The sequence below is a fragment of the Serratia quinivorans genome, assembly GCF_052113645.1.
Taxonomy (GTDB): Bacteria; Pseudomonadota; Gammaproteobacteria; order Enterobacterales; family Enterobacteriaceae; genus Serratia; species Serratia quinivorans_B.
Map to the genome: position 1 here is coordinate 24,906 of NZ_JBIEIU010000017.1, position 17,447 is coordinate 42,352.

Annotated in this window: 15 protein-coding genes; 3 read left to right on the forward strand and 12 right to left on the reverse strand. The window is 49.8% G+C overall.

Going from position 1 to position 17,447, the window contains the following annotated elements; genetic code table 11:
- The first annotated feature begins 39 nt into the window (after positions 1-39).
- Complete coding sequence (locus tag ACGS9J_RS23080; RefSeq protein ID WP_129935342.1) at positions 40-351, forward strand: DUF5983 family protein; 312 nt, start codon at positions 40-42, stop codon at positions 349-351.
- Positions 352-481: 130 nt separating this feature from the next.
- Here the strand turns inward: ACGS9J_RS23080 and ACGS9J_RS23085 are convergent, their stop codons facing one another.
- A complete protein-coding gene (locus tag ACGS9J_RS23085; protein WP_242503224.1) occupies positions 482-823 on the reverse strand; it encodes a mobilization protein MobC in 342 nt (113 codons plus the stop codon).
- 268 nt (positions 824-1,091) lie between these two features.
- Between ACGS9J_RS23085 and mobA the strand changes: the two genes are divergently transcribed.
- Both mobA and traI read left to right on the forward strand, forming a co-directional pair.
- Positions 1,092-1,397, forward strand: a complete 306-nt coding sequence (gene mobA / locus ACGS9J_RS23090; protein ID WP_129935343.1) for a plasmid mobilization protein MobA — start codon at positions 1,092-1,094, stop codon at positions 1,395-1,397.
- Between the two features lie 10 nt (positions 1,398-1,407).
- Positions 1,408-3,363 carry a TraI/MobA(P) family conjugative relaxase gene (traI, locus tag ACGS9J_RS23095; RefSeq protein WP_442233035.1) on the forward strand — a complete coding sequence of 652 codons (1,956 nt, stop codon included), beginning with the start codon at positions 1,408-1,410 and terminating at the stop codon, positions 3,361-3,363.
- A 58-nt stretch (positions 3,364-3,421) separates the two neighbouring features.
- On the opposite strand, the gene ACGS9J_RS23100 is transcribed toward traI, so the two are convergent.
- From ACGS9J_RS23100 to ACGS9J_RS23150, 11 genes are all read right to left on the reverse strand, one after another.
- Positions 3,422-3,745 carry a hypothetical protein gene (locus ACGS9J_RS23100; RefSeq protein ID WP_129935345.1) on the reverse strand — a complete coding sequence of 108 codons (324 nt, stop codon included), beginning with the start codon at positions 3,743-3,745 and terminating at the stop codon, positions 3,422-3,424.
- Positions 3,746-3,754: 9 nt separating this feature from the next.
- Positions 3,755-4,291 carry a phospholipase D family nuclease gene (locus ACGS9J_RS23105; protein ID WP_261280001.1) on the reverse strand — a complete coding sequence of 179 codons (537 nt, stop codon included), beginning with the start codon at positions 4,289-4,291 and terminating at the stop codon, positions 3,755-3,757.
- A 10-nt stretch (positions 4,292-4,301) separates the two neighbouring features.
- Positions 4,302-6,479: an F-type conjugative transfer protein TrbC gene (gene trbC, locus ACGS9J_RS23110; RefSeq protein ID WP_242503225.1), complete on the reverse strand. Its 2,178-nt coding sequence runs from the start codon at positions 6,477-6,479 to the stop codon at positions 4,302-4,304.
- A 37-nt stretch (positions 6,480-6,516) separates the two neighbouring features.
- The gene (locus tag ACGS9J_RS23115; protein WP_129935349.1) at positions 6,517-7,530 is read right to left on the reverse strand and encodes a hypothetical protein; all 1,014 of its coding nucleotides are present in this window, start codon (positions 7,528-7,530) and stop codon (positions 6,517-6,519) included.
- Between the two features lie 13 nt (positions 7,531-7,543).
- A complete protein-coding gene (locus ACGS9J_RS23120) occupies positions 7,544-8,803 on the reverse strand; it encodes a secretion/conjugation apparatus DotM-related subunit (protein ID WP_129935350.1) in 1,260 nt (419 codons plus the stop codon).
- A 193-nt stretch (positions 8,804-8,996) separates the two neighbouring features.
- Entirely contained in the window at positions 8,997-9,575 is a 579-nt protein-coding gene (locus tag ACGS9J_RS23125) for a hypothetical protein (RefSeq protein WP_128865581.1), read from the reverse strand.
- The gene (locus ACGS9J_RS23130; RefSeq protein ID WP_129935352.1) at positions 9,572-11,716 is read right to left on the reverse strand and encodes a DotA/TraY family protein; all 2,145 of its coding nucleotides are present in this window, start codon (positions 11,714-11,716) and stop codon (positions 9,572-9,574) included. Before ACGS9J_RS23130 ends, ACGS9J_RS23125 begins: the two co-directional genes overlap by 4 nt.
- A 64-nt stretch (positions 11,717-11,780) precedes the next feature.
- Positions 11,781-12,344, reverse strand: a complete 564-nt coding sequence (gene traX, locus ACGS9J_RS23135; protein WP_442233036.1) for a conjugal transfer protein TraX — start codon at positions 12,342-12,344, stop codon at positions 11,781-11,783.
- A complete protein-coding gene (traW, locus tag ACGS9J_RS23140) occupies positions 12,337-13,563 on the reverse strand; it encodes a conjugal transfer protein TraW (protein WP_442233037.1) in 1,227 nt (408 codons plus the stop codon). Before traW ends, traX begins: the two co-directional genes overlap by 8 nt.
- Before the next feature lie 140 nt (positions 13,564-13,703).
- On the reverse strand, positions 13,704-16,778 hold the full coding sequence (locus ACGS9J_RS23145) for an ATP-binding protein (RefSeq protein WP_442233038.1): 3,075 nt from the start codon (positions 16,776-16,778) through the stop codon (positions 13,704-13,706).
- Between the two features lie 2 nt (positions 16,779-16,780).
- Positions 16,781-17,386, reverse strand: coding sequence for a hypothetical protein (locus tag ACGS9J_RS23150; protein WP_017891137.1), 606 nt, complete (start codon positions 17,384-17,386; stop codon positions 16,781-16,783).
- Positions 17,387-17,447: the final 61 nt, after the last annotated feature.

The following is a 17,447-nucleotide window of genomic DNA, read 5'->3' on the forward strand; positions in this document are numbered from 1 at the left end:
AAACAGGCGGCAGTAATCTGCCGCCCATAAGGATTTTGTATGAGAAAAACAGTTGAGATCAAACGGTGTTTGGTGTGCAGCACAGCGCACATGACGATTGAAGACAATGCGACTCTGGGGTTGATAGCAAATTGCACGACTGAGAAATACAACTGGATAATGGAATATGAGTATGGGTTTGTTATTGACCTGTGGGGATACCGATACATCGTTTTGCGATTGAAAGCGTTAGGATTGTCAAAGGAATTTAGAAAGTTTGTCTATTCGATGATACTCAAGCACGATTTGAACATGATTCAGTTTGATGCTGATGGGGATACAATAGACGAGATGCCCACGTATTACTGGTGAAAATCTTCTTATTCTCCTTAAGCACATCGAGTGCTAAAGGAGAATGCTGTACACATCTCAGTTAAATCCATTTTTTTGCATACATTTACCTTTCATCTGGTCACGGCATTGAACCGTAACCAGATGATTTTTAGTTTTGTGCAGCCGAATTGCCACTATGAACTGAATCAGGTTGTGCATTATTTATCGTTTTCAACTTACGTGGTGTTGCTGTTTTCCTCTTCGAGGAAACTGTGCTTTTTATCATGTCCTGAATGGAACGTTCACTGACTGTGATTTCGCATGCTTCGAGGGCGGATTTAATGTCCTTGGCGGTGTACCCTTTTTGCGTAGCCAATACAATAATTTTGTCTTTCAATCCTTCCAGAACTTCTTTTCCAGTGAGTCTTTCTTTGCTCAAATCTGGAAGCTCATCAAGCTGAACTTTAGCCAATTCTAATTGCTCTGAACTGTACTGATTTTTTGCTGCCATGTTCAACGTCTCCATTCTCATTAATCTCAATAACGACAATAGTATACGAATGCCTTCAACAAGCACAACTCCCGAAAAAGTTCTCCCATGGTGTAATGACAAAACAGGAGATATCAGCCATAATACAGATATCTGGCTTCAAAGACGGGACCAGATGTGTTTTGTAGCACCGCCTGCACGCAGTCGGTTCAACAAAACGCTGGGTCAGGGCAGAGCCCCGACACCCCACGAGACTGTTTTCTGACGAGACTAGAAGGGAAAACTCACCATGAGTAAAAGCGAAAGCCGGAACAGAACAGCCCTGCTTCCCAGCATTCGTTGTTTTCCCGAAGACAAAGAAGCCGTCATGAAGAAGGCTGACGCAGCAGGCCTCAGCATAGGTTCCTTCATGCTTCGTAGCGCGCTCGGTCGTCGTATAGAAGCCAAGTGTGATACAGAGCTGATTATGGAACTCCGGCGCCTTGGTGGCTTGCAAAAGCACTTGTTTAAAGAGGGCGGCGGGGTGATGAGTAAAGAGTATTCTGATGTGTTGATGGCGATTCAGAAGGCAATATTAAAAGTGGGTATGGAGTGAGTTTGACAGCATGATTATTCGAATCCCGGAAAAACGGCGTGATGGCAAGAGCAGCTTCTTACAGCTGGTCGCCTATACCGTTGTCCGCGACGAAGATAAACCCGATACCCCACTGGAACCCGAACACCCAGGCTGGCGACGCCCGCGTTCGAAAGACGCTATCTTTAACCACCTCGTTGATTACATCAGTCGTAATGGCGATGCGGACTTGCAGCAAATCATGCATGCTGATCCTCACGGTCATACCCAGGTGATGTTTGATGGCGTCATGTGTGAGACGAACTGCTTCAACATCACGACTGCATCGGTCGAGATGAATGCAGTCGCACTGCAGAACACGCGTTGCAAGGATCCCGTGCTGCATTATTTCCTGTCATGGCCAGAAACAGATAACCCGTCAACGGAGCACATCTTTGATAGCGTTCGTCACAGTTTATCGGCACTGGGTATGTCGGAGCATCAGTACGTCGCGGCGATCCATACCGACACGAACAACATCCATTGCCACGTTGCAGCCAACCGTATTCATCCAGAAACCTATAAAGCTGCCGATGATTCTTTCACTCGCATACGTCTGCAGCAAGCGGCACGTGAACTAGAACTCAAGTACAACTGGACACCGACGAACGGGTTCTTTGCTGTTAACGAGCAGGGCGAAATTGTTCGCTCAAAGCGCGAGAAAAGCCTGACTCCCTCTGGTGCCAAGGCACTGGAGTATTACGCCGATGTTGAAAGCCTCCATACCTACGCCGTCACTGAATGTGGGTTTAAAATTGATGAGGCTATGGCCGATCCTAACCTGACGTGGAAGGATGTTCACCGCATTTTAGTGAATGCCGGGTTAGCGTTGAAACCGAAAGGGAAAGGGCTGGCCATCTATTCTATCGACAATCCTGAGCTTCCTCCGGTGAAGGCAAGTAGCGTTCATCCTGACCTTACGCTGGGCTGTCTGGAGAAAGATCTGGGTCAGTTCCAGTCCCTGGAAAATGTGGGTACCTATACTAAAAATCACACTACGACAGCGACTGATGCCATTGTGCATGAGTTCCGGTATGAGCCAACATTGCATGCGCGTGATTTGACTGCCCGGCTCGAGCGTCGCCTGGCGAGAGCAGATGCACGTGCAGATTTGAAAGCGCGTTACCAGGCGTATAAACAAGCCTGGAAACGACCAAAGTTAGATGCAAGTGTCGTCAAACGACGCTACCAGAATGAGTCAAAACGCTTTGCCTGGCAGAAGGCGCGAGCAAGAGTCGCCATTGGCGATCCGTTGTTGCGGAAATTGACGTACCACATTATTGAAGTCGAACGCATGAAAGCCATGGCAGCATTGCGTCTCGCGGTTAAGGACGAACGTGCGGCCTTCAAAGCCGATCCCGCTAACCGTCGACTGTCTTATCGTGAATGGGTTGAGCAGCAAGCCTTGAGTCATGATCAAGCCGCCATCGCTCAGCTGCGTGCATTTGCGTATCGCATGAAACGAACACAACGTACCGCCCCGATATCAACCAACAGCATTGTGTGCGCCGTGGCTGACGATACATCGGCCTTTGCATTAGACGGTTATGCCACGCAGGTTACACGTGATGGGACGGTGCAGTATGTGCGTGATGGGTGTGTCGAGCTTCAGGACAAAGGTGAGCGGATCGAAGTGGGTGATCATCGTGTGAATGAAGGTGAGCATATCGCCGGCGGGATGGCATTGGCAGAGAATAAAAGTGGGGAGTATCTTAAGTTTGAGGGTGAATCTGATTTTGTTCAGCAGGCGTGTTCTATGGTGCGTTGGTTCAATGAAGGAGGGGATACACCTCTGCCATTGAGTGATCCGCAACAACGAATGATGGCAGGTTATGACGCGTATTCTCAGGCTATTTCAACGGGCAACGGGCAACATACACCTTCTGCCGCTGAACAACCCGATGTCGAACAGAGCAAACCCCGCTCGGGATATCGTCCTCAACAGTGATCGTTACAACGAAAAAAGCCGGCTGCAGTTTTCACTGCGCCGGCTTTATATTGTGTGTTCAGTTGAGGTGTTTGTGCAGCTGTTGCAGCGCCGGTTGGTAAGTTAGCCAGGCGTTACTGTCGTTGCCGTTTATCTCAGTGAATATGGCCATCATACGGTGCATAATCGCATCGTGTTTATCGACATCGAATTGTTCCTGGGCGACAAAGAGATTAAGTAATCTGGTGCACTCATCACGCAGGTTCTCCGCCCGCTCAGTTGTCAACACCGGTCTGGTGTCATCTTCCCTGGACTCTGTTTCCGTCAGAGCCATCAACATCATTGCACACAGCCTTACCAGTTCAGTATAGCCGCGCCGATAGTCCAGGCTTTTGTCACTCATACCGGTGCCTCAGTAGTTAGGGGGAAGTGGTTGGCTTTCCAGCCATAGCCGTTCGAATTCTTGTTGATAGACTGTCACCAACTGGGGTTGGTTGCGTACTACCAGTACATTTTCCGCATTGCGCTTATCCGCACTTGAGGAGTAGTTGTAACTGCCGGTTTGCAAGGTATGACCGTCAGCCAGAATTATCTTGTTGTGAAATATAGCATATTTGTCGTTGAGGCGGACGTTGAGGCCACTGTTGGCCATAAACGTTACTGCAGTATAGTTATCGCTGTTGGCTTTGCGGTCCGCGATAATTCTAACGGTGACACCTCTTTTTTTTGCGGCAAGTAGTGCCCTGGCGATACCCTTGTCAGTAAACGAATAGGCTTCGACGTTCAACGTCTGTTGTGCCTGGTTAATCACATCCAATACGGCGGCTTTGGCTGAGTGAGAAGGGGAAAAGCCTACGCTGAATGTTGGTGAAGCCTGTACGGGAAGCGAGATGAATGGCACCGCCAGCAGCCATGCTAGTGTGAGCGGTCGGATAACAGAGCGTTGCATGTGGTTCTCTCTAGCGGAAAGTGATTTCGTTTGTGCCGGCGTTCGCCAATGACTGTGCGACTTCTTTTGATACGCGGATGGGTTTATGAGGTGCTGGCAGCTGACGCCAATTGCGTTTGTTCTGATGCAGAGCTTCTCTGGCCGCTTCAAACAGCAACACACCACGTTGGGTTGGTGAATAACTGACGTCGGCGCGGTTGTCCAGGTCGAGTGCCACTGCAGCAACGCGTTTGAGTACGGGATCCATCATGCCAGCAGATGTTGTTGTATCCATTGCTTGCTCGAGGCGTTGAAGGATGCCATCGATCTCCTGTGCGGCAGGCGGTAATTTGCGCTTTAATGACGGGTTCAGGGTAAATAGCTCAGCTTCGGTGGGTGTTTCCACGTCGATGAAACGGTTGATACGCATCGGTAGTGAGGACGTCATTTTCTGGTCATCCGGGATATAAATGGCATTACTCGGTACCAGCGCGCTTTTAAAGGAAATCATGCCTTCACCGGGGCTCATATCTTTCAAGTCACCAAGATCTAGCCGGTCTTTTTCACGAATATAGTTATTGGCTGCATCTTCGTAGTTAGGTGTAATAAACCCGCCAGCCTGTTCTACTGAGCCCAGTTCTGCATAATACCCTTTACCTCCGGTGATCCTGGCCAGTTCGAACGTGTCCTTTTCATCCTGCAGCGTCATGAACCACTTGGTTAGCAGGTTGGCGTTTACCGTCATGTATTCGCCTTTGTGTTCGGCGATAAACCTCTGAATATCCTGGGCAGAAACAATGAGCATATATCCCAGACTTCGCATCTGGCTTGCCAGGTTGTCCATACCCGGGCCAAAGTAGGCACCCAACTCATCCATGGCGATCGGGTAGGGGAACTTACCACTGTATTTTTTGACGATCAGTACATCGTTCATCATCCCTTCGAGCTCGCAGCCCAGGTCTCTGGCCATGGTCATTCGGATGGCTGAAATGTACAGCTTACCGATATTGGATGCTTCACCCTTGGAGAGTTCCAGCGCGGGTATGGTCGTGCAGAGAATGCGATCGTTGTGCAGTACGTCTTCGATATCAATATCACCGGCATCGGTTGAGAAGATGTGGCCGTAGAGGTCGTTAAACATGGTCAACATACGGTTGAACTGCTGGATCAGGTACCCGTGTTGATCGTATACCCCTTGTTCCCACTCCGATGGTTTGTTAATCAACTCGATGCGGAAACCAGCCAACGTGTTGAAGTAATTCTCCAATGGATTGTATGCCTCACGATGCCAACCGTCTCGCTTGGCTTCTTGGTAGAGATCAGCAAGTTTTCGCAGGGGTAAATACTCCTGGATGACCTTTTGGGATATGCGACGTTTTTCCCGTTTGCATTTGTAATAGATGGCATAAACCAAGGCAGATAGCATTGATTTTGCTTTGTCCTGCCAGCCCTGATCTCCACTGCCGGCGGGCGGCAACATGGATTCCATCAGCTGGATGATAAACGTGGTGTTCGCGGTTCCGAACAGATTGATAGTGTTTGAGGGTTGCCGCTTTTTATCATTGAGCAACAGCTGCAGTAGTTTGTCCGTTCCCCCAGTCATGAAATTGAGCACGTAGAAATCATCTTCGCGGCCAAAGCGACGAGCCAGAGACCACATGGCGAAGGCCAGTGTGTTCTGGCCCTTACCGTCCGAATAGCAGATCCCACGTCCCCAGCATATTGAATTCAGGAAGACCGACAAGAGAGCCTCCGTTTTACCCGAACCCGTGGTAGCCAATAGCAGCATATGCCGCAAAGCGTCGTCCAACGTCAGCCATAGCTCTCGTGCCAAGCCTTTGCCGCGGGCATACCCAAGGCACATTACACCGGCTGCCGGCAGGTATTTGCGGGTGCGAACCACATACCGGAAAAATCCGCCGAGACCTTTGCGGTACTTGGGCATTTCACGTTCTGTGGTTAGATCCATGCCGCCAATGTCCGTTGGCATGCGTAATGGCATACGAAACGGACGATCGGCAAACAGCATGATCAGAAGTAGCAGCCCGGGGACGGTAAGTAACAGTGTGGCTGGCATAATGAAGCCCACAATTAAGCCAGCGAGCAGACTGAGTTGAACCCCCATCGGAGAAAGTAACGCATCATTTATAAAGGTATAACCTAGCGGCCTGCGCACCCGGCGCGGGTCGACTTCTACAGGGCGTGTCATGAGTAACCTCAATCAGGGAAAGATCGGATGGCTGGTATTACTGGACGGTCGATGAGTTCAGGAAGGCTTCCAACGCATCGTCACTTTTCAGTGACTGCAGGGGGATGTAGCGACCATCATCTGCCAATAAAGAAGGCGTGCCCGGGAGTGTGTAGTAATTAAAGGCAACGTCATTTTTGGCGATTGCGGTTTCACCGGCTTCACATGATGCAGGTTGTGGGGGGCTTTCACCTGGCGCTAAACCGGCGTCTGTACGGAACAGTGATTTCCATAATGCCAGACGTGTCGAAGGAGCCTGGCACAAGATAGGACTCACCAGGTTCAGGGTCTGTTGCTTACCAACAAGGGTCACCGGGAAAATCTCAACATTGTATTTTTCTGACAGGGCTTCTAATGCCGGTTCAATGATCTGGCAGTTGTGACACAACGGGTCGGCAAATACATACAGCGTGCGTGGATGGCCTGATGACAGTGCGATCGTGTATTGGCCGCTTTGGGCTGTTTTACGCAAAATCTCTGCCGTTTTTTGATAATCAGCGGCTTTGGGGAGGGCGCCTGCTGGTTCAAACTGGCGGATAGTTGGCGTCGAATCAGCTGATAATTCTACTGCAGGGGCTGGTTGGATCGGAACCACCGGAGAATTAGGTACAGAGATCACCGGCGCTTGAAATACGGGTTGTTGGTTCGCCGGAATAAGGAGGGGGCTGGTTCCAGATGCACCAAGGTTCCAGGCTGTGACAATAGCCATGGTAACGGCGGCACCGAGAATGACACCTGTGGTCAGTTTCCCACACTGAACCCTCCTATCGCGCCGACGAAGTACGGCTGCGTTTATCGCACGTAATATTGTCTGGGCGTCCTCTGGGGATGTTCCGTGATGGATGATAGCTTGGTGCAGATCGCGGCTATCGTGGTAGATATCGTTATCTTTAATATAAAAACGGGAGTATGTACCCAGTTCAAGTATGGCGATTGCGTGATCGCTGCCGGATTTTCGTGAGTAAACAGACAGGGTTTTACCCTGCAGGGATGCAGTAAAATGAGTATTCATCGATTGTTTCCTGTTAAGACGGGCGTTGTGTTCTGGGGCGAGTGAATGTGCGAGTTTTGACGGGGTGTTGCTCAGGCGAACGTGTTGTTGCAATGGTGGCCGCGGGTATAGCGGTTTCTTGATTGCGCAAAATCACCACATCTCCCACTTCGTCTTCCATATCAGCATCTGGTGCGCATTCAATAGGCTCGGTAGCTGATTTTTCTTCTATGGTTAACCCCAGGTTTCGCAAATCAATTTCCAAGCCATGGATAGCCTTGTCCATTCGACTTTCTGGCATAGGAACCGATACTCTGAGTCGTTCTGATACTTCCCCAACCAGGGTCTCCCATTTTGAAACGGCAATCACGCCGGCACCTTCAACAAAGACTTTTGGTCGGCCGGTCGAGGTCAGGGCATACCACAATGTGCGATCGAGACCTTTTAGCCAGCGAAAGCGCGGACCGGGCAGGCGTAAGTCTTGGTCATGTAAAGCGAACATTGCGGTACGGGTAGTGCTATGTCGACCTAGCCAGGCTTTTGCCTCGGGGGTACTGATCACGCGTTCGAAGGCTTTGGTCGCCAGTCCCAAAACTGGATACCCCTTTTTTCCCCTATCACGACGGCTTTTGATGAGGCAGGAGCGGTTCAAGCCATCCAGCAATTTCTCAGCTCCCTTGCGGTCCTTTAAGAATGCCTGAAGCCCGAAAGCAGCGACTAAGGCACGCTCATGGGGGCTAAAACTGGATGCATCTTTGAGTGGGGCACCCAGTTGCTGTTCGAAGACGATGCGAGTTCTTTCATGATCAAGGCGTTCACCGATCACCAACTGGTGTTGTTTGGCAAATTCTTCCGGTGACTGCGCACTTCGATGCTCTGGTGGGTCACAGTTCAGCAGTTGTGTTTCTTTATCGCCGTAGCACAGGGCAGGTACAATATTGGGAGAGAACTGCGACATAATTTTAGGTAGGGAATATACGTTAATATCTCTTCGCGTTCGGTTACTCGCATGATTACGGACTGCAATCATGCTCCCTACTACAATCACTGATAATGGTGCTAACAAAATGCCGGCTGTTCTGTTCATCACGTTAATAAACTCACTCCAACTGAGGTCGTTAACGCGGTTTGCCGCCCAAGCTAATAAATTCAATCGTTCAGCAACATAACTGTGGTTTCGCGGGAAGTCGCAAAGAGACCAGAGTTGATAAATTATCCAACAACTTCCATACATGATGGGGGGCTGGTATATCCACATTAAAAAGCAGATCATGAAAAAGATAAGAAGTATCATGAGTCCGCGCTCCTGGCCTTGAGGTGGCGGAGTGGCTGTTCTTGTTGCCATATACTTTCCTGATAAAGGTATACCCGCAAGGAAACTATACGGGTTATAAGGGGGACTACACCAAGGGGGATTTTTTCTTCAACAAAGAAAAAGCGCCGATTAGGGCGCTTAAAATGGATGTTGGAAAATACTATTTAATTTATCAATAGGCTAGGGATTTGTTGCGAACGAATTCACCAAAACTGTTACCAGACTCGTTCTCAGGGCGATAGGAAGAGGAAAGAAGAACATCCAGTTTATTACCGAATTCCATGCACTTACTTTCGCTACCAACATTGATTTTAAAGTAAGGGAAGTAAACATCATTGAACTTAAACGTCAGGGTGCTTCCTCTGCATTCATATCCAACCAGATCGGCGACACGGACTCCTTTAAAAACAGAGTCGGTTGTTGATAATAATAGTATTGTTCCGTTTTTTACGTCTACCCCAACATACTTACCAATGTCTAATATTTTAATCTCATACCCATTAGATGGGGTGAAGTTATTGCAGATGTAACTATTTATTATGTTCTCGGTTTTCTTTTTAGAGTTCCGAAGCGTGCGGTAAAATGAATAAATTAAAGCTAAACCGACGACTAAAGAAAAAACTGGCCAGGCTGGATTGCTTCGTGCATCTGATACAATGAACAAAATCAAAGATGAAAGTAAAAAAAAGGCACCTGCACATAATGAAAACATTAAATAGAAGGACTTTAAGTAAAGTTGCGTTTTTGTCATTTAATTCCATCTCCCTGTTCATTGTTTGAACCTTTATGATTGAATTTTACACCAGGCGAACGCTGTAGTCCATGTGAAAAACCAGCAAAAATGTTTTTTGTTGACTCAGCCATACCACCTAAAATACTTGCAGCTTCACGTCCCCCTAACCAAGAAATGATATAGTCTGGCATTGTTACTTGTAGGCTGAATACTCGAGTAACCGCAGTAGTACATATCCTTGCATAGACCATCAAAATACCTATTACAGATGCTAATCCTGTAATCGAGTTGGCCTGGACGTTAGCAATGGTTGACCCGAACATTAGATTTAACAAGGTTCCAAGGGCAACGATCACTATACTTGCAAATACGAAACCGAAGACCATGAGCATCGGCCTAATCATTACATCAATCAGGAAAACATAGCCATATGATGAACGATGCCCCTTGTCGCCCTCTATACCTATATGCGTTGCAGCCCATAATGTACCGCCAGTTGCACCAACTAGAACACTAACAAGCCAGTTAGCTGCTGCTGCTATCCAAAAAATAAATGGTATGAAAGGGAGATATATTGAAAGACTTATGCCAATTCCAAATAGGACGAAAATAATAAAATAAACAACCGGGGAAATAGCATCTAGAAAAGCAGAAAACCCTTCTGTTGCATTAGCAGAGAAAGCACCGGCAAGGCTTCCCCAAAACCCCTTAGTAGATAAGGCAGCGGCTACTTTCCCCGCAGTGAATAATGTCAGAGTCGCCTCGGCACCACCTAAGGTTAAGTCACCAATGAATTTCATTTTCAGTAATGGATTCATTTGGTCATTGCTAACTGAAGAGTTTCCGATATTCGAAGTTGCGATATTGTTCGCTAGTTTTTGAATTGGTGATTTAAATAATCCAACAAAGACTGCACTTGGGTCAGATGCGTCAGTGGCTTGTTGAGTATCTTTAGCTCCTTGTGTCCCCAGTGGGGGTGTGTAGGGGGAGTTCTGCAGTTGAGCTTTGTAGGCTGTTTTTATATTGGAGTAGTTGTCGCTAGCTCCCAAATCACCCAGGCCAGACATACCTGAAATTACAGGCTTTAACTGGACTGCGTCATTGAACTTGTTATTGGCCGTGGCAAACGTTTGGTACCAAGATCCGAGTGCCAGCCAACCATTTTTTTTCAACTGGGCCGAGAGAACGGAAGCCAGTTCGTCGGAGTGCCCTTGTGCTTTCAATGCCTGATTTATTCTGTCTTCATAGGCTCGTGCCGCTTTCTGGATGTCAGTTTCAGCATCTGGTAATGATCCACTGCCATTCACCTGTTTGTTGGCCAGAGCAGAAACAAATTGTGATGCGTCCTGTGATAATGTGTTTTGCATCTCGTTCATGGCACTGCGCTGAGCATTGATTATGCTGTCTGTGTTCACGGGAACGGGGAATAGCCAGCTGGTCGTCTGGTCTGCCAGGCTTTCCGGTAGCCGGGCTGAACCACACAAAGCGCTCCCGTTGCCGATCTCAAAGCCGTCAGGTAGTGACTTGATACTCATCAGTGGAGTACCACCCTGGCCATACTGTTGATACATGTTGCTGAGTTCCGAATTAACCCCATACATGCATAAATTCATTTCGTAAATAGCCCGGGCAGCACTCACTGTCTGTGGTGCAACGGGTTGTACCACCAGGGAGTAACCCTCTTCCAATAAATCCACAATTCGATCAGTTACTACATTGGCGCTGCCTATCCCCATGATAGAAGCTGCCCAAAGGAAGATGAGCTGCGCCAAGGACCAACCAGAGACCGTAGGTACCAGGGTTAGGAACCCAGCGGTCGTTGTGACTGGGCCGACCATTGAGCTGCCCTGGTTGAATATTTTTCCGTGCTGTCCGGCTTGTACCAGATGTTTGACTGTGACCAACAGGAACCAGACGACAGCAATGGCCATGACTATCCCGTTAAACACAAAGAATAGCTGACCGATCATGCTTGATTCAGTTGATAACGGGTTAGTGACAACGTCACCAAATATCATAACCAGAATTTGGCGAGACAAGTCACTAGACCGTTTAGCCGCTTGTTCTATGGTGTCAAAACTGACCGCAGTATCGGCCCAGGCACTGGCCGTAAACAGGCACAGCAAAGCGCCGGCCATCAATTTTCGTATGGCTTTCATAGGATGCTCGTTTTTGAAGGCAATTGCCTGGCGGGCGCCAGGAAGGAAAGGTGCTACCTGCAGGTTACTGCCGAAGTGAAAGCGTTGTTTTAAGCCAGTGGTTTTCTGTCAAGAAGTCCATAAATCCCCCGCGTTCTTGCTGAGATGCTCGGCGTTCCCGGAGTTGCCACAAACGCCATGAGCAAACGAGAGCCTGAACGAAGGGGATTGCGGCTAAAGACAAGAGGGCTAACACCAGGGCTAACGTTTTGGCCAGTAACAACGGCGTGTAGATATTGCTGGCCAGGACGACCAGCATGACACTGATGATGAGAAATGCCGGTACCGCCGACAGTGCCAGGCAAAGTTGTTTGCGCCGGTGAAAGCGTTTTATCAATACCGTTGTCGACACTCCGCTGGCTGCTACGGCGTCGTCAAAGTCCAGCACGGGCTCCCTCAGTTTTTGCTCCAGTTGATAAGACGGTGAGAGGTGCCGTGCTCGTTTAAGGTGGTTAATCAGCGAGGGGCCGATTTTCGTGGCGGTATATCGCAGTTCTGAGAGTGGCAAAAAAATGTTGGCGGTGTAATACGCCCCCTTACCAACACGACGGCCCCAATGTGGAGCTTTTTTCTCATTTTTTTCAGTCATGACGGGCTGCTCCTGCACTGACTTCACGCATTTTTGCTTGCAACTGCGGACGATAGTTTTCTGTTGCTGAGATAGATAGCTGTTGGCCCTGCAGAATATTGTTTTTCTGCAGCTGCTGCTTTATCCCCAGTAATAACCAATTCTGCAGTGATTGGATCCGTATAGATTCACGCGCTAAATTATCCCCATCCATTGCCTGCAGGTCAGTTTGGTAGTCCGTATTGGCATAGCGTCTGCCTACTTCGAACTGTTCAAACTCACGTTCGGACATCATGCCGCTACGTTGCGCTTCATCCGATGCCGTGCGCCCAAAATACGCCGCTGCAGACGGGGTCTGCAGCGTTTCTTTCAACACATCTCGGGTAGCTTCATTAGGCTGACTGGCGGCGACCATGGCCAACATGGGTTCGCGTGCTGCAGAATTCACCGATTCATATTGTGTCATTATCCCTACGTACTGCTGACCTGATGTCGTTTTGACTTCACCTTTCCCCAACTGCTTACCTGCAGTCGCAGGCGCACTGTTGAGGGTATAGGCCATCGCTGCATCGGTTTGCTGTTGGTTGAAGGTCAAGTCCGGGGCTTTCCCTTCCTGACCAGCACCATCCAACAAGGCTGTCAGTCTCTTGTCCCCACCAGGTAAATCGGAGATGCCTTTGCACAAGGCTGTTCCACCGTATGCCGCAAAATCCGTGGCATCACAGTAGTCGGCATGTATTGCGGCCGTTCGGAATTGTGTCTGCTCCGGTGGAGGGGTCGGTGAGGTAACACCCTGACGAATGGCACTGTTACTGATCCCACTGCCGCTGGACAAGGCTCCCTGGCGAGCCCGGGCACCGCTTTGCACCTGAGCGGCCATGCCTGAACCGGATTCGGTGCAGATGCTGTCAGGAACGCTGTAGGTACGACGGGCTTGTTCCAATCGTTCGGTCTGCCGGGCGAATATGTCCTGATCCCGCTGTGCCTGGGCTGCCTGTTCAATCTGTGCGACAACTTTGCCACCGTTCTGGTTGATAGCGGCACCGACCTGGTGCTGGGTACCGGCGATTTCTGACAGTGTACCGTTTATGGTCCCAAGTGCTGGCGCCACCTGCGTTTCGACTGGCAGGCTGCTCATGACTTCAACGGGATAGGCTACTGCTTTGCCTGGCAGATATGCAGCTAGGACCAGTACGGTCAGCAGGCTGAGTTGACAGGGATGTTGACGAGTCCAAAACATGACTAGCTCCAAATGTGTAGGGCGACTGAGGCGGCAAGAGTCCAGAACAGCGCGGTATAAATAGTGATGTGGGTGATGGGATAGTGAAAAAATGATTGTTTAAAACGAGGCCAAAACGTTGTCACATACATATTTTCTCCTTAAGCCGCAGTTCCCTGGATATAGCCGGCTTGGGCGATGAGTTCATTTGCCAGCTGACGAATGGCGCCACCTTCATCGTCGTTGCCGGCACGTTTTTTCAACATCTTGATATGGTTTTCTGCAGAGCCACCGGGAAAAGCATTAGCCAGCAGCCGCCGTGCGGTTTTGCCATCCAGCGCGTCATACAACATATTGCGTAATGCTCTGTTTGCCGGTGTGGAGTTCAAAGCCCAGAGACGCAGAGGGCCGACGGTATTTTTCAACAGCTGTGCAACGTTGCCATTGGTGGTTTGGAACACGGCAAGGAAGGTGACACCACTGCCATCTGGGGCCGGGCCTTTGGTTGTGTTCAGGAGTTTCAATAATGTGGCACGCGGGACTTTGAAGGTGTTTTGCAGGATGTCGAAGTCCCGAGTACGTACCCGAAGTAAATAGAGCGAGTTCGCCGAGTCCAGTATGGTTTGAGGGTAATCGTCCAGGTACTGCGATGCGAAGACAGTACGGACACCAAACTTGCGTTTCTCCCTATCCTCCGTTTGTAAGGCGGACCAGAGTGCATCAATACCTTTGATGTTATGCAGCTCATCAATGAAGATGAGTTTGATCTCCTGATCCAACTGCTCGATGCGCTTACGGTGCAGTTGGACGTAGCGTGGATCCAATTTGGCATACAGTTCTGTCTGTATCTGCGGCAGATAGAAGTCAGTGCCACCTGCTAAATGGCGAGCAAATTGGTACATGATACCGGTGCGAATTTTTCCTTCAGGCGAATCATTACCGGCCACGTTATTGACATCGACTATCCTGATGCGAGTGTTAGGGCTGACGGTAAATCGTGTGCGACCGGAAATCAGTGGATAATCAAACAGCGCCTGAGTCAGGCAACGCGATACGTAACTGAGTAATGTTTCATCCGATCCCGGGCGGTTGACCATGCCGAACGCCGTTCGCAACTCTTCACTGTTGAGGGCGCCCTGGAGATCATTCAGCTCGGGAACCGCCTGTGCCTGAGCAAGAGAGGCTTCATAGACATGACCATGTTCAAATAACATGTCACGAACTTCGTACCATGTGGCCAACTCCCACCATTGCGTGTCGTGCTGAGAGATACAGCCGCTGTTTTTGAGCGCCGCATCCACTTCCGGAACCAGGGTCGGGCCATATCGCACGGGTTCGGTATCGCTGTTTTTGCGAAACACCAGGTCGACGGCGCGGGACAGGATCTGTTTGCATGACGTTGCATCCGGGGCGAGGCCCGTCTGTGGATCGATGCACAGGCTGGTCAATAATCTCAGCAAGTAATCACGCTCAGTGCTGATCGGGTATTTCAGACCTAATTGAATATCAAATGGGTTGCGGCAATGGTCTGCGACGTTTTGCAGAATGATGCTGATGATCTTGTCTTTCTGGTCAACGGGAAGGCTGTCATGAACCAAGTCGTAAAAGCCCTGGGCAGTAAACCCCTTGTCTATAAAGGCCATAAACGGCAGATCGCTGTTGCCATTGGTTATCGCATCCAGATGCAGGCTGTTGGCCAACAAGGATTTTCCTGAACCTGGAGCGCCAGCCAATAACTCGGTATGTTTTTCCTGGAGCGCACTGGCTAACCCAATCGGATAGGGCTTTCCATCAACCGTCTGGTGTATGGAGTTGCCCTCATTGCCCCACGGACTGGCAGGGCGCTGCAGAGGCATCAGCTTGATGCCTTCGGATAACGGAGGGAACATCAGATTTGGTGCACTGTAGCTGGATGCCAGTGGCAAAGTATTTATCCAGGCTCTGATTGGATCACCAAAGGTTCGGGTAACGGAGGTGACGCCCCAGGCCTGAATCGATTTTTGTAGAAGCGTCAGGTTGCGCTTCAACCGGCTTTTATCAGCATCCCAGGTACTGGCTGTGATGCTCATCATGCACACCGGTTCTTTTTTATCTTGCTTCACCAACCAGGATACCGATTTGTAGATATCACGCAGAGACGGTACGAAAGCGACAAAAGACAGCAGGTTCTGTTTGTTGTTGAGATGAGCACCACCGCCGGGCATCAGATCCAGACGCAAGCGCCAGGGGATTTGCCGGGGAACCTTTTTGAACAATTGGCTGAACGGTTCTGGCCGCTGTGGTGCCAGCGTCATTGCGAGCTGGCCATGGAACAATCCGTCAACTTCAATCAAATTACCGTGGGGTGTTACCTCTGTATCGCAATACTGAAAATTGAGGTGAGGGGCCAATGCACCACTGATATCGTCATCGCGCAATTTTCCATGTGGGATCACCCGGTCACCAGGAAGCAGGGGTTGCCAACTTTCATCTGTACTGAGGCGTTCGATTTCGTCGCGCAGGATATGCCCTGCTTCGTGAGCGTCCAGTAGGCGAACCATCACCCCCTCGTTACCATTAGTGAGGTCGTTGGCCAACTTGTCGATAAAGGCATCGTGTCGGAGTTTCAGTCCCTCAAACTCAGCAAACACAGGATTTTGACCGAATCGCGCCTCCGGTACATCTTTAAACTGTTGCTCCTGGCGGTGTGTTTCTTCTTTACGTTCCGCTGCGGGCAGGGAGGAAATTGCCGTGTAAACCGTCAGCCATACACGCTCACGGGCAACATAGGGGGACATTTTGGTGATTTGCTCATCGACCAGATCATCAAGCGTTAGCCCGAGTTTGCGATAGGCCTGCCGCTGAGGCTCCACCAATCGGGTAATTTCTTCTTTTCCGCGACTAGGATCCCGCTCGAAAACAATACTGATTTTATGGCCCAGAGCCTTAAAGTCGCCTGTTAGTGCATCCCGAAGTTTCAACACAAAACGCAGGTAGCTGTCGGCTTCGGGTTGTTCGTTCGGTGTCTTAGGCACGTTTTCACTAAATTCTCGAAATGCGCCAAGGACTTCAAAACAACTGGCGTAATCATTGTTGTGGGTGACATGGATGTAAGGTGCGTCCAGCGACGGGTGACGAATTTTATCGTCGGGCGTCATGCCAATGACGGTGCGCAGGTCACAATACTGCGCGAAATCTCTGCCCAGGGCATAGCGGGAGAAGAAGGCAAATGCGTCTTCGATTTTATCAATAATCATGGTCAACTCCGGGCTTTGTAATCACGGTACAGGTGTAACCACCAGGTGGTGCCAGCATCCAAACCCGTGGTGGCTAGTCGGCCGACAAGGCGGCCAGGGTGCAGCGCTAACGCCAGGTGACGGCAGCGTGATAGAAGAAGACTTCGGCGATCGGTGGGTAATTGTTTAAGTGCATCGCCGAATGCCTGTGGATGTGTGGTTCCCCATGCTTGTTGTACCGGTTTGTCGTGTGACGTTAGCCAATCCAGCAAGGCTTTGGCATCCCGACGGTAGTCTTCGTCCTCCGAGCTCAGTGCCTGGGCAATGGCCCGCTGCAGGTGATTGACATCTTCGGGTCGTAGCGTCGGTAGGTAGATCATCACGCCGGCTTCCGCAGTGACGGTATCGAGCTGTTGCCACGCCTGGCACAGCGGATCAGCGACACTGAGATTGTCAGGGGCTGTATTCAAAGGGTTGTTGTCACGGAAAATTGCCGTGTTCTTAAGCGACTCATAACCGCAGAATTCGCAGCAGTGTCCACTCTGGCGTGCGGTCACATCTAGAATTTCTTGTTGTTTAGCCGATCGAGAAAACCCAGCGACACGCTGGGAAATAGAAAAAACCAACATATGAACTCCAGGGCAGGAGGGAGCAGTGGTGGCGAAGGGCGAGCGTCAACGAAATGGCCAG